Origin of the sequence: Pseudomonas sp. JL3 (assembly GCF_031570575.1) — a bacterium.
Taxonomy (GTDB): domain Bacteria; phylum Pseudomonadota; class Gammaproteobacteria; order Pseudomonadales; family Pseudomonadaceae; genus Aquipseudomonas; species Aquipseudomonas cucumis.
Window position 1 is genome coordinate 89,079 of the sequence record NZ_JAKWJK010000017.1, and the last position, 12,733, is coordinate 101,811.

At 59.9% G+C, this 12,733-nt stretch carries 11 protein-coding genes; 8 read left to right on the top strand and 3 right to left on the bottom strand.

The features are described from left to right. The 5 genes from MMG91_RS23925 (at nucleotide 1) to rarD (ending at nucleotide 5,784) form a co-directional block, all read left to right on the top strand. The gene (locus tag MMG91_RS23925; protein ID WP_310660915.1) at nucleotides 1-741 is read left to right on the top strand and encodes a ComF family protein; all 741 of its coding nucleotides are present in this window, start codon (nucleotides 1-3) and stop codon (nucleotides 739-741) included. A 63-nt stretch (nucleotides 742-804) separates the two neighbouring features. Continuing rightward, nucleotides 805-1,569 (top strand): TOBE domain-containing protein, encoded by a 765-nt coding sequence (locus MMG91_RS23930; RefSeq protein WP_310660916.1) that lies wholly within the window; start codon nucleotides 805-807, stop codon nucleotides 1,567-1,569. 68 nt (nucleotides 1,570-1,637) lie between these two features. Continuing rightward, a complete protein-coding gene (locus MMG91_RS23935; RefSeq protein ID WP_310660917.1) occupies nucleotides 1,638-3,539 on the top strand; it encodes a PhoX family phosphatase in 1,902 nt (633 codons plus the stop codon). Nucleotides 3,540-3,746: 207 nt separating this feature from the next. Continuing rightward, on the top strand, nucleotides 3,747-4,721 hold the full coding sequence (locus tag MMG91_RS23940; protein WP_310660918.1) for a serine/threonine protein kinase: 975 nt from the start codon (nucleotides 3,747-3,749) through the stop codon (nucleotides 4,719-4,721). 175 nt (nucleotides 4,722-4,896) lie between these two features. After that, nucleotides 4,897-5,784, top strand: coding sequence for an EamA family transporter RarD (rarD, locus tag MMG91_RS23945; RefSeq protein WP_038981175.1), 888 nt, complete (start codon nucleotides 4,897-4,899; stop codon nucleotides 5,782-5,784). Nucleotides 5,785-5,999: 215 nt separating this feature from the next. Here rarD and MMG91_RS23950 read toward each other — a convergent pair whose 3' ends face one another. Then, the gene (locus MMG91_RS23950) at nucleotides 6,000-6,518 is read right to left on the bottom strand and encodes a glycine cleavage system protein R (protein ID WP_038981174.1); all 519 of its coding nucleotides are present in this window, start codon (nucleotides 6,516-6,518) and stop codon (nucleotides 6,000-6,002) included. A gap of 253 nt (nucleotides 6,519-6,771) precedes the next feature. Next, nucleotides 6,772-7,044, bottom strand: coding sequence for a hypothetical protein (locus MMG91_RS23955; protein ID WP_305447166.1), 273 nt, complete (start codon nucleotides 7,042-7,044; stop codon nucleotides 6,772-6,774). Between MMG91_RS23955 and MMG91_RS23960 the strand changes: the two genes are divergently transcribed. Next, the gene (locus tag MMG91_RS23960) at nucleotides 7,027-9,204 is read left to right on the top strand and encodes a malate synthase G (RefSeq protein WP_310660919.1); all 2,178 of its coding nucleotides are present in this window, start codon (nucleotides 7,027-7,029) and stop codon (nucleotides 9,202-9,204) included. The two genes, MMG91_RS23955 and MMG91_RS23960, sit on opposite strands and share 18 nt — an antisense overlap. A gap of 164 nt (nucleotides 9,205-9,368) precedes the next feature. Here MMG91_RS23960 and MMG91_RS23965 read toward each other — a convergent pair whose 3' ends face one another. Next, nucleotides 9,369-9,821 (bottom strand): response regulator, encoded by a 453-nt coding sequence (locus MMG91_RS23965; RefSeq protein WP_305447168.1) that lies wholly within the window; start codon nucleotides 9,819-9,821, stop codon nucleotides 9,369-9,371. Between the two features lie 264 nt (nucleotides 9,822-10,085). Here MMG91_RS23965 and MMG91_RS23970 point away from each other — a divergent pair, with 264 nt between their 5' ends. Together MMG91_RS23970 and MMG91_RS23975 are read left to right on the top strand one after the other, a co-directional pair. Next, nucleotides 10,086-12,026, top strand: coding sequence for a putative nucleotidyltransferase substrate binding domain-containing protein (locus MMG91_RS23970; protein ID WP_310660920.1), 1,941 nt, complete (start codon nucleotides 10,086-10,088; stop codon nucleotides 12,024-12,026). Then, complete coding sequence (locus MMG91_RS23975; protein ID WP_310660921.1) at nucleotides 12,023-12,730, top strand: 3'-5' exonuclease; 708 nt, start codon at nucleotides 12,023-12,025, stop codon at nucleotides 12,728-12,730. The genes MMG91_RS23970 and MMG91_RS23975 overlap by 4 nt, the downstream gene beginning before the upstream one ends. Nucleotides 12,731-12,733 lie beyond the last annotated feature (3 nt).

Consider the following 12,733-nt stretch of genomic DNA (forward strand, 5'->3'; position numbering starts at 1 on the left):
ATGCGCTGTCAACCACGATACGAAGGGCCGGTTTACATCTGGTTAAAAAACAAACAAACCTGTTTACTCTGTTCAGAAGCCGCGGACGACACCACGCCAATCTGCATGGCCTGCGAAACCGAGTTGCCCTGGCTGGGCGATCACTGCCAAACCTGCGCCCTGCCCTTACCCGCCACGGGCCTGACATGCGGCCAATGCTTGAAACAACCGCCGGCCTTCGAGCGAGTCGCAGCGCCTTGGACTTACAGCTTTCCCGTCGACAGTTTGATCACCCGCTTCAAGCACCGCGCGAAGTGGCCGTTTGGCCGTCTGCTTGCCGAACTTCTCGCCCAGTTCCTGCAACATCGCTTCGATGAGGATCTGGACCGGCCCGATGCACTGATACCGGTACCGCTAGCCTCTAAACGTCTGCGCCAGCGGGGTTTCAACCAGGCAGCGATGCTCGCCCGCTGGCTCAGCGTCAGCCTCGACATTCCTTGTGATGAAACGCTGTTGCTGAGAATCCAGGACACCAGCGCGCAACAAGAGCTGAATGCCGACGCCCGTAAAAAGAATCTGCGCCACGCCTTTGCCTTGGCGCCCGCGGCCTCGATCAAGGGTCGTCACTTCGCATTGGTCGACGACGTGCTGACCACCGGCGCCACCGCCCAGGCCCTGGCTCGCTTGTTGATGGAGGCGGGTGCCGCGAGGGTCGATGTCTACTGCCTGGCCCGCACCCCAAAACCTGGCGATGGGGCCTGACTTGACTCCCGTGCGCCAAGCCGCCAACGTCCTCCCCATCGCCACAGCCCAAAGCATCTCGCCATGTCCTTGCCTCCATTGTTGTCCCAGCACATTGTCCGTCGTCCGCAACGCATCGCGTTGTTGCAACACATCGCCGAACAAGGCTCGATCACCCGCGCCGCAAAAAGCGCGGGCCTGAGTTACAAGGCGGCGTGGGATGCCATCGACGAGCTGAACAACCTCGCGCAGAAACCGCTGGTGGAGCGCAGCGTCGGCGGCAAGGGCGGTGGCGGCGCCAAACTGTCCAGCGAAGGCGAACGCGTGTTACGCCTGTATCAAAAGCTGCAAGCCTTGCAGGCTCAGGTGCTGGAAGCCGCCGAAGAGGCCAGTGACCTGGACCTGCTTGGTCGCCTGATGCTCAGAACCAGCGCGCGCAACCAACTGCACGGCAAGGTCGTGGCGATCGATGCACAGGGACGCAACGACCGCATCCGTCTTGAACTGGCCGAAGGCTTGCTTATCGATGCGCAGATCACTCACGACAGCACTCTGCGCCTGGAACTGCAAACCGGCACCGAAGTGGTGGCACTGATCAAGGCCGGTTGGCTGGAACTGCTGGGCATCGATCAAGCCGCGATGCCCGGCAACAATTGCCTGAAGGGCATGATCGAAGAAATCCTCTACGCCGACGACGGTCCCAGCGAAGTGCGCATCGGCCTGCCCAATGGCCAGACACTTTGCGCCCTGGCCGAGCCCCTGCGCTTGAAAACCCTCGAGCTTGCCGTTGGTAAACCGGTGCTGGTGCAATTCGCACCGTCCAATATTCTGCTGGGCACACCGCTCTGATGAGCGCTGCAACAAAACCTTCATCGACCACCATTAAGGTGACTGCAAAAACCCGCAGGGAGCCTGATGTGAGCCTATTAGAAGACAACCAACCCACCGACCTCGAAAAGATGGTTGGCCTCAGCCGTCGAGGCTTCATCAGCGCTGGTGCCCTCTGCGGTGCAGCGATGTTTCTCGGTGGCAATTTGCTGAGTCGCAGTGTGCTGGCCGCCAGCGTCAGCGCCGGCTCCAGCAAACTGTTGGGTTTTGACAGCATCGCCGCCGCCACGACCGACGCCATCACCCTGCCGCCGGGCTACAAGTCCTCGGTGCTGATCAGCTGGGGCCAGCCACTGCAAAACAATGGCCCGGCGTTCGACCCCAGCGGTAACGGCACCGCCGAGGCGCAGGAAGTCCAGTTCGGCGATAACAACGACGGCATGAGCCTGTTCGAATTCCCCGGTGAAAAAGACCGGGCGCTGATGGCGATCAACAACGAATACACCAACTACCGCTACCTCTACCCCCATGGCGGCATGCCGCAATCGGCCGAAGACGTGCGCAAGGCCCTCGCCTGCGAAGGCGTCTCGGTAATTGAAGTGCAGCGCAAGAACGGCCAGTGGCAGTTCGTCCAGGGCTCGCGCTACAACCGGCGCATTCACGGTAACGCCCCCATCAAACTGAGCGGCCCTGCAGCGGGTCACGAGCTGATGAAAACCAGCGCCGACAAACACGGCAAGAATGTCCTCGGCACCTTCCAGAACTGCGCCAACGGCAAGACGCCGTGGGGCACTTATCTGACCTGCGAAGAGAACTTCACCGACTGCTTCGGCAGTAGCAATGCCGAGCAGAAGTTTGATGCCGCGCAGAAACGCTACGGCGCGGTGGTGGCCAGCAAAGATATCAACTGGCATCAACACGATCCGCGCTTTGATCTGGCGAAGAACCCCAACGAACTCAACCGCCACGGTTGGGTGGTGGAAATCGACCCGTTCGATCCGCAGTCGACGCCGGTCAAACGCACCGCGCTGGGCCGCTTCAAACATGAAAACGCCGCGCTGGCCGAAACCAATGACGGTCGCGCCGTGGTGTACATGGGCGACGACGAACGTGGCGAGTTCATCTATAAATTCGTCAGCCGCGACAAGATCAACCACAAAAACCCCAAGGCCAACCGCGACCTGCTGGATCACGGCACCTTGTACGTGGCGCGTTTCGATGCGGGCGACGGCAATGCCGATCACCCCAAAGGCCAGGGCCAGTGGATCGAACTGACCCATGGCAAGAACGGCATCGACGCCAACAGCGGTTTTGCTGATCAGGCCGAAGTGCTGATTCATGCACGCCTCGCAGCCAGCGCCGTCAACGCCACGCGCATGGACCGTCCGGAATGGATCGTCGTCAGCCCCAAGGACGGCCAGGTTTATTGCACCCTGACCAACAACGCCAAACGCGGCGAAGAAGGCCAACCGGTGGGCGGGCCGAACCCGCGCGAGAAGAACGTTTACGGGCAGATCCTGCGCTGGCGCACCGACCGCGACGATCACGGCTCGAAAAGTTTTGCCTGGGACCTGTTTGTGGTTGCCGGCAACCCGGGTGTCCACGCCGGTACGCCCAAGGGCGGTTCGTCGAACATCACTCCGCAGAACATGTTCAACAGCCCGGACGGCTTGGGTTTCGACGAGGCAGGGCGTTTGTGGATCCTCACAGATGGCGATTCGAGCAACGCAGGTGACTTCGCGGGCATGGGCAATAACCAGATGCTCTGTGCCGACCCGGTGACCGGTGAGATCCGCCGCTTCATGGTCGGGCCGGTGGGCTGCGAGGTGACGGGGATCAGCTTCTCACCAGATCAGAAAACCCTGTTTGTCGGGATTCAGCATCCGGGGGAAAACGGTGGGTCGACGTTCCCCGAGCATCTGCCCAACGGCAAGCCACGGTCTTCGGTGATGGCGATTTCCCGCGAGGATGGCGGGATCGTCGGCGCCTGATAAACGCCCCCTTCATGATCATTCCCACGCTCTGCGTGGGAATGCAGCCCGGGACGCTCTGCGTCCCAAAATCGGACGCGGAGCGTCCGGTGAGGCATTCCCACGCAGAGCGTGGGAACGATCCCATGGGAACGATCCCCTAAAGACAGCCCGTCTGCGCTACCATGTTTGGCCGGACGCGGCAGCCTGCTGCGCGCAGGAGTCAGCATGGCCCACCCGTTTGCAACCCTCACCCCCGATCTCGTGCTCGATGCCGTCGAAAGCATCGGCTTTCTCAGTGACGCACGCATTCTGGCGCTCAATAGCTACGAGAACCGCGTCTATCAGGTCGGTATCGAAGACTCCGAGCCGCTGATCGCCAAGTTCTACCGTCCGCAGCGTTGGACCAACGAAGCGATTCTCGAAGAGCACCAATTCACCTTCGAACTCGCCGAGTGCGACGTACCGGTGGTCGCGCCAATGATTCACAACGGTGCCAGCCTGCACGAACACAACGGTTTCCGTTTCACCCTGTTCCCTCGCCGTGGCGGCCGTGCCCCGGAGCCGGGCAATCTCGATCAGTTGTATCGCCTGGGCCAGTTGCTGGGTCGACTGCATGCGGTCGGTGCTACCAAACCGTTCGAACACCGTGAAGCGCTGGGAGTGAAGAACTTCGGTCATGACTCGCTGACGACCCTGCTCGAAGGCAATTTCGTACCCAAAAGTTTGCTGCCGGCCTACGAGTCCGTGGCCCGCGATCTGCTCAAGCGCGTCGAAGAGGTCTACAAGGCCACGCCGCACCAGAACATCCGCATGCATGGCGATTGCCACCCCGGCAACATGATGTGCCGCGACGATATGTTCCACATCGTCGACCTCGACGACTGCCGCATGGGCCCGGCGGTGCAGGATATCTGGATGATGCTCGCGGGTGATCGTCAGGAATGTCTGGGACAGTTGTCGGAATTGATGGACGGCTACAACGAATTCCACGACTTCGATCCGCGGGAACTGGCGCTGATCGAACCGCTACGCGCCTTGCGCCTGATGCACTACAGCGCCTGGCTCGCCCGGCGCTGGGATGACCCGGCCTTCCCGCGCAGCTTTCCGTGGTTCGGCACCGAGCGCTATTGGGGCGATCAAGTGTTGGCGCTGCGTGAACAACTCGCCGCACTCAATGAAGAACCACTGAAGCTGTTCTGACGAACCAAATCCAATGTGGGAGCAGGCTTGCTCGCGAATACGGTTTCACATTCAACAGAGATGTTGACTGAATGACCGCTTTCGTAAGCAAGCCCGCCCCCACAAGGTCCGCGACATATCCCGACAAATCTCCTTACAATCCCCCTCTTTGTTAGCTGCCTAAGCAAGGATTCTCATGCAAGCCGCCAACCCGCGTCGCGGGTACATCCTGGGCCTGAGTGCCTACATCATTTGGGGCCTGTTCCCGCTCTACTTCAAAGCCATCGCCAGCGTGCCCGCCGTGGAGATCATCATCCACCGAGTGCTGTGGTCCGCGCTGTTTGGCGCTTTGCTGCTGCTCGTCTGGAAGCATCCCGGCTGGTGGCGCGAGCTGCGTGAAAATCCGCGGCGACTGGCAATCCTGGCCCTGAGCGGCACGTTGATCGCCGCCAACTGGCTGACCTACGTCTGGTCGGTGAACAACGGACGCATGCTCGAAGCCAGCCTCGGTTACTACATCAACCCGCTGGTAAATGTGTTGTTGGGGATGCTGATCCTCGGCGAACGGCTGCGGCGCATGCAATGGCTGGCGGTTGGCCTGGCGGCGGTCGGTGTTGCGCAGCAAGTGTGGCAAGTCGGCAGCCTGCCGTGGGTGTCGCTGGTGCTTGCATTGACCTTCGGCTTCTACGGACTGATCCGCAAACAGGCACCGGTAAAGGCGCTGCCGGGGCTGGTGGTGGAAACCTGGATGCTGGTACCAATTGCCGTCGCCTGGCTGCTATTCAATCCGACGGCGAGCAGCGCGCAAGCCGAATTCTGGACCACCTCCGAAGCCTGGTGGCTGGTGGCTGCAGGTCCGGTGACGCTGGTGCCGCTGGTGTGTTTCAACGCCGCCGCCCGGCACTTGCCCTACACCACCCTCGGATTTCTCCAGTACCTGGCGCCGACGCTGGTGTTGTTGCAAGCCGTTTTGCTGTTTGGCGAGCACTTGTCGTCCAGCACGCTGGTGGCGTTCATCTTTATCTGGGCCGGTCTGGCGGTTTACAGCGTCGACGCGTGGATAAGTCTGCGCCGCCGTAGCTGATCAGAAAACGTACAAAGCTCTACAGGCCACGTCTCCCGTGGCCTGTATCCATCCTTCCCAAGGTTATCCACAGTGTGATCCCCGGCGTTTGTGCGCAAGTCACTGAAACTGCTGGTTTTTTGATCAGATCCTGAAGAGCACCGGCCGACGTGGCCTGGCGAGGTGTCTCTACAGGTTATCCACAGGCAGGTGCACGTATAACTTGGATAACCTTTTCAGGGTTCGCTGCGCAGCACCAATTCGACCATTAAATCGTCCGCCAGGGTTTCCAGGCGCGATTGCAGCACCTCCAGCGACAAGGTCAGTGGCACCGCAAGAATCGCCTCGGCATGAAACAGTGGCTCGCTGCTCATGGGCGCCGGCCGAACTTCGGTCACCAACTGCTCCAGGTTCACCCCCTGCTCACTCAACAGACGCGTAATGTCTCGCACAATGCCCGGACGATCATTGCCCACCAGTTCCATGGCAATCGGCTTCCAGGTGCAGGACTGTTCGATGCCACTTTCGGCGATCAGCACGCGGATGCCCTGGGTTGACAGTCCTTGCAGGGCGTCTACCAGTTCATCGTAGGCTTCAGCCGGCACGCCCACCCGAAGAATCCCGGCGAACTGTCCGGCCATACGCGACATGCGGCTCTCCAGCCAGTTACCGCCATGCTCGGCAATGCATTGAGCAATGCGCTCGACCTGCCCGGGCTTGTCTGGAGCGATTACAGTGAGTACGAGATGGTCCATGGCGCAGCCCTCTGGTCATGACTTTTGTTATAGAAAAACAAGTATAGGCAAGGGGTTGATGGGTGCCTGGAGTAGATTCGATTGTGTGTTGAATCGACCGGCCCTTTCGCGGGCACCACCAATAATCCTGCCAAATCATAAATCGTGTACAAGTTTCTATATTTAACTGGAACAATCCAATAGTTTTTTGAGAACATCCCATTCCCCGGCATGACCGCAATGCGTCATGGGGTCGCAGAACGACGTAATTAGTCTAATTTTCACAACCGCAATTCATCATGTAGTATGCCGCAGCGCGCACTACATAACGCTGAATCGATGTCTGCCGCAGGCGCCGCCGCAACCCTGAAAGCCCAGTCAGCAAGGCCGCAAGGCCGTTGATCGGATCGAACCCAGCCGCCAGCAATGGCATGTACTGGTAGAAGGGTTTGTGGTTTAAATGGCCAGAGGCTTCATTGTTAAATTGAAGAGCTGAAAAGCGAAATAGCTGAGCAGAGTGAGGCAAGCAATGACTGAACACGTTCAAGTCGGTGGCCTGCAGGTCGCCAAAGTCCTGTTCGACTTCGTGAACAACGAAGCCATTCCCGGTACCGGCCTCACCGCCGATAAGTTCTGGGCCGGTGCCGACAAGGTCATTCATGACCTGGCGCCGAAGAACAAAGCCCTACTCGCCAAACGCGATGATTTCCAGGCTCGTATCGATGGCTGGCACCAGTCCCGTGCCGGTCAACCACACGACGCAGTGGCCTATAAAGCCTTCCTGCAAGACATCGGTTATCTGCTGCCAGAAGCGGCTGATTTCCAGGCAACGACACAAAACGTCGATGACGAAATCGCCCGCATGGCCGGTCCACAATTGGTGGTGCCGGTGATGAACGCGCGCTTCGCGCTCAATGCCTCGAATGCCCGCTGGGGTTCGCTGTATGACGCGCTCTACGGCACCGACGCCATCAGCGAAGCGGACGGCGCGGAAAAAGGCAAAGGCTACAACAAGGTTCGCGGCGACAAGGTCATCGCCTTCGCCCGCGCCTTCCTCGACGAAGCCGCGCCCTTGGCTGCCGGCTCCCACGTCGACTCCACCGGTTACAAGATCGTTGACGGCAAATTGGTCGTCGCTCTCAAAGGCGGTAGCAACACCGGTCTTCGCAACGATGCCCAACTGATCGGCTTCCACGGCGACGCAGCTGCACCGACCGCAATTCTGCTGAAAAACAACGGCCTGCACTTCGAAATCCAGATCGATGCCAGCACCCCGGTCGGCCAGACCGACGCGGCCGGTGTCAAAGACATCCTGATGGAAGCCGCGCTGACCACCATCATGGACTGCGAAGACTCGGTTGCCGCGGTCGATGCCGATGACAAAGTAGTGATCTACCGCAACTGGCTCGGCTTGATGAAGGGCGATCTGTCGGAAGAAGTCTCCAAGGGCGGTCAGACCTTTACCCGCACCATGAACGCCGATCGCACCTATACCGCCCCAGATGGCAGCGAACTGAGCCTGCACGGTCGTTCCCTGTTGTTCGTGCGCAACGTCGGTCACCTGATGACCATCGACGCGATCCTCGATAAGGACGGCAACGAAGTACCGGAAGGTATTCTCGATGGTCTGGTGACTTGCCTCGCGGCGATCCACAGCCTCAACGGCAACAACTCGCGCAAGAACAGCCGCACCGGCTCGGTCTACATCGTGAAGCCGAAGATGCACGGCCCGGAAGAAGCGGCGTTCACCAACGAGCTGTTCGGTCGCATCGAAGACGTCCTCGACTTGCCGCGCAACACCCTCAAAGTCGGGATCATGGACGAGGAGCGCCGTACAACGGTCAACCTCAAGGCCTGCATCAAGGCGGCCAGCGAGCGCGTAGTGTTCATCAACACCGGTTTCCTCGACCGCACGGGCGATGAAATCCACACCTCCATGGAAGCCGGCCCGATGGTGCGCAAGGCCGACATGAAGGCTGAGAAATGGATCAGCGCCTACGAGAACTGGAACGTCGACATCGGCCTGAGCACCGGCCTGCAAGGTCGCGCCCAGATCGGTAAAGGCATGTGGGCCATGCCGGACCTGATGGCCGCGATGCTCGAACAGAAAATCGCCCACCCAATGGCCGGCGCCAACACCGCCTGGGTTCCCTCGCCAACCGCCGCCGCGTTGCACGCGCTGCATTACCACAAGGTCGATGTATTCGCCCGTCAGGCCGAACTGGCCAAACGTGCTCGCGCTTCGGTGGACGACATCCTGACCATTCCGTTGGCGGTGAACCCGCAGTGGACTGCGGAACAGATCAAGAACGAACTGGACAACAACGCCCAGGGCATTCTTGGCTACGTGGTGCGCTGGATCGACCAGGGCGTGGGTTGTTCGAAAGTGCCGGATATCAATGACGTCGGCCTGATGGAAGACCGTGCGACGCTGCGTATTTCCAGCCAGCACATCGCCAACTGGTTGCGCCACGGCATCGTCACTGAAGATCAGGTGATGGAAAGCCTCAAGCGCATGGCGCCGGTGGTTGACCGTCAGAACGCCAACGACCCGCTGTACCGTCCGCTGGCACCGAACTTCGACAGCAACATCGCCTTCCAGGCGGCGGTCGAACTGGTGGTCGAAGGAACCAAACAGCCGAACGGCTATACCGAGCCGGTTCTGCACCGTCGTCGTCGCGAGTTCAAGGCTGCCAATGGCCTTTGAGTAAACGCTGACGCCGGACATGAAAAAGCCCTGATCGAACGATCGGGGCTTTTTGGGATTGATCGTTCCCACGCTCCGCGTGGGAATGCAGCCTGGGATGCTCCGCGTCCCAAAACGGACGCAGAGCGTCCATGGAGGCATTCCCACGCGGAGCATGGGAACGATCACGACAAAGGCTCAATCCCCAGCTCATGCTTGACCAATTCAAGCAATTTACCGCTATCGATAGGTTTGAGCAGAAAGTCCACGACGTGCAAATGCATGGCTTCGATCGCATCCTTCACATCGGCATCACCGGAAACGATGATGACCGGCAACGCCGCACGCGCCGACTCCCGCACCTGACGGATCAAATCCAGACCGTCAATGTGGCCCATCCGCAGGTCGGTAATCACCAGACCGATCGATGGCTTCTCCTCCAGCATCTTGAGCGCGGTTTCGCCGCTGGCCGCCGTCATGCACCGAATGCCGTCCAGTCCCAGAATTTCCGACAGCAACTCCCTGGAGTCCTTATCGTCATCGACGATCAGTACCCGCTGCGGGGGCAAGTCAGGTTCCAACATAACGGCACTGAGCGCTTCGCGCTCGGCATCACTCAAAATATCGTGGTCGGACATGGCTTTCTCAACGTTTTCGATTCGATCCCCGGCACAGTGGTCAGACATCGCTAAGCAGACTTCAATGTGCACTTCGTCGGAAACATTTCCAATAGGCAATGTAGGAGGTTTTTCCCACAGTTGCGTCAGACATTTCCCATATTTCGGCCACCGCACTGCCTACCTAGACTTACGTCCAATGGGCACCCCGCCCGCAGGGGCCGACCATGCCTGTAACGATCTGACACACCGATCCGACACAACAATCAGAAAAAGACTGCGGTAATGGTTATGAGTAAAGCGGACGCCTTCACCCAGGCAGGGAAAACCGCGGTGTTGCAGAACATCCAGGGCACTTTGCAATTCCTACAGCGCTTCCCGCCGTTCAATCAGATGGAAAACGCCCACTTGGCCTATCTGGTCGAGCAATGTCAGCTGCGTTTTTATGCCCCCGGCGAGAGCATCATCAAGCCTGCCGATGGCCCGGTTGAGCATTTCTACATCGTCAAACAGGGCCGGGTCGTGGGCGAACGTCCGCACACCGCCAAGGGCGGGACCGAAACCACCTTCGAAATCACCACCGGCGAGTGTTTCCCCCTCGCCGCGCTACTGGGGGAACGGGCGACTCGCACCGAACATCTGGCGGCCGAAGATACCTTTTGCCTACAGCTAAATAAGCTGGCGTTCATCAAGCTGTTCGCACTTTCCAGCCCATTTCGCGACTTTTCCTTACGCGGCGTCAGCAGTTTGCTGGATCAGGTCAACCAGCAAGTCCAGCAAAAAGCCGTGGAAACCCTCGGTACCCAGTACTCGCTCAATACCCGACTGGGCGAACTGGCCATGCGTCACCCGGTGACCTGCAGCCCTATCACCCCTCTGCGTGAAGCCGTGACGCTGATGCACGATCAGCAAGTCGGCAGCATTGTGGTGGTGGATGAGCAAAAGGCGCCGCTGGGCATTTTCACCCTGCGCGACTTGCGACATGTGGTGGCCAACGGCACCAGCGATTTCAATGAAGCCATCGAAGGGCACATGACCCGGGCGCCGTTTTACCTGACGCCGGACCACAGCGCCTTCGACGCCGCGATTGCCATGACCGAGCGCCACATCGCCCACGTCTGCCTGGTCAAGGACCAGCGCCTGTGCGGCGTGGTCTCGGAACGCGATCTGTTTTCCCTGCAAAGGGTTGATCTGGTGCATCTGGCGCGGACCATTCGCAGTGCTCACAAGCTGGAAAACCTGGTGGCGATGCGCGGCGAAATCGGCCAATTGGTGGAGCGGATGCTGGCCCACGGCGCGTCCTCGACCCAGATCACCCACATCATCACCCTGCTCAACGACCACACCGTGTGCCGGGTGATCGAACTGGTGCTCGCCGAGAAAGGCGACCCCGGCGTGCCGTTCAGTTGGCTGTGTTTCGGCAGCGAAGGCCGCCGCGAGCAGACCCTGCACACCGATCAGGACAACGGCATTCTGTTCGAAGCCCGCGACGCGGCCCACGCCGCCGAGATTCGCGGCAAGTTGCTGCCCATTGCCCAGCAGATCAATCAGAACCTGGCGCTGTGCGGCTTCACCCTGTGCAAAGGCAACATCATGGCCGGCAATCCCGAGCTGTGTTTGTCCCGGGCCGAATGGGCGCGACGTTTTGCGGCGTTTATCCGCGAGGCGACACCGGAAAACCTGCTGGGGTCGAGCATCTATTTCGACCTGCGCGTGGTCTGGGGCGACGAGCGAGGCTGCGAGCATCTGCGCCAGGGCATTCTCGATCAGGTCGGCGACAACCGCTTGTTCCAGCGGATGATGGCCGAAAACGCCCTGCGCAACCGTCCGCCCGTAGGCCGTTTCCGCGAATTCGTGCTGGCGCGTAAGAATGGCGAGAAAGCCACCCTCGATCTGAAACTCCAAGGCTTGACCCCTTTCGTCGATGGCGCTCGCGTTTTGGCTCTGGCCCACGGCATCGACACCAACAATACCCTGGAGCGCTTTCGTCAATTGGTGGCCAAAGAGGTCATCGAACGGCTGGACGGCGCGGCGTACGAAGAGGCGTATCACTTCATCCAGCAAACCCGCATGCAGCAACATCAGCTACAAACCCGGGAGAATTTGCCCTACTCCAACCGTGTCGATCCCGACAGCCTCAATCATCTGGACCGACGCATCCTGCGTGAATCCCTGCGCCAGGCCCAACGCCTGCAAAGCAGCCTGACCCTGCGGTATCAGTTATGAGCCTGTTTTCATGGCTGCGCCCGGTAAGTCCCGTCTTGCCCGGCGAACTGCAACAACGTCTGGAGCGCTTGCCTGCCGTGGCCGAGCTGGGCGATTGCAGCCTGAGCGAGCAGCGCTGGGTGGTACTCGACCTGGAAACCACCGGGCTGAACCTGAACAAGGATCGGCTGTTGTCCATCGGCGCGGTGGTGATCGAGGACGGGGCGATCGATTTCAGCCAGCAGTTCGAACGCACGCTGCAATGCAGCGAACTCAAACTCGGCCCCAGCGTGTTGATTCATGGTCTGGGCCCCAGCGCCATTGCTGCCGGCAGCGACCCCGCGCAGGCCCTGCTCGAACTCATGGAATTCGTCGGCGACAGTCCGGTGCTGGCGTTTCATGCGCCGTTCGATCAGCACATGCTGGGGCGCGCACTGAAAGAACATCTGGGTTACAAGCTGCAACATCCGTTTCTGGACGTGGCAGACATCGCCCCGCTGCTTTGTCCCCAGGCACACTTTCGCGAGGCCGGGCTGGATGAGTGGATCGACTGGTTCAAGCTGGAGGTCTTCGAACGGCATAACGCCAGTGCCGATGCCTTGGCGACGGCGGAGCTGGTGCTGATTTTATTCAGCCGGGCGCGACAGCAGCAGATTCATAGCCCGTTGAATTTGCAGCAGCGGCTGAGTCAGTGGAAACGGCGGCGGCAAGCGCCTTCGTTCTAGATC

What these genes read in the sequence shown, in the direction of transcription:
- MMG91_RS23925 (WP_310660915.1), top strand. Translation starts at nt 1, where the DNA reads ATGCGCTGTCAACCACGATACGAAGGGCCGGTTTACATCTGGTTAAAA.
- MMG91_RS23930 (WP_310660916.1), top strand. Translation starts at nt 805, where the DNA reads ATGTCCTTGCCTCCATTGTTGTCCCAGCACATTGTCCGTCGTCCGCAA.
- MMG91_RS23940 (WP_310660918.1), top strand. Translation starts at nt 3,747, where the DNA reads ATGGCCCACCCGTTTGCAACCCTCACCCCCGATCTCGTGCTCGATGCC.
- rarD (WP_038981175.1), top strand. Translation starts at nt 4,897, where the DNA reads ATGCAAGCCGCCAACCCGCGTCGCGGGTACATCCTGGGCCTGAGTGCC.
- MMG91_RS23950 (WP_038981174.1), bottom strand. Translation starts at nt 6,518, where the DNA reads ATGGACCATCTCGTACTCACTGTAATCGCTCCAGACAAGCCCGGGCAG.
- MMG91_RS23960 (WP_310660919.1), top strand. Translation starts at nt 7,027, where the DNA reads ATGACTGAACACGTTCAAGTCGGTGGCCTGCAGGTCGCCAAAGTCCTG.
- MMG91_RS23965 (WP_305447168.1), bottom strand. Translation starts at nt 9,821, where the DNA reads ATGTCCGACCACGATATTTTGAGTGATGCCGAGCGCGAAGCGCTCAGT.
- MMG91_RS23970 (WP_310660920.1), top strand. Translation starts at nt 10,086, where the DNA reads ATGGTTATGAGTAAAGCGGACGCCTTCACCCAGGCAGGGAAAACCGCG.
- MMG91_RS23975 (WP_310660921.1), top strand. Translation starts at nt 12,023, where the DNA reads ATGAGCCTGTTTTCATGGCTGCGCCCGGTAAGTCCCGTCTTGCCCGGC.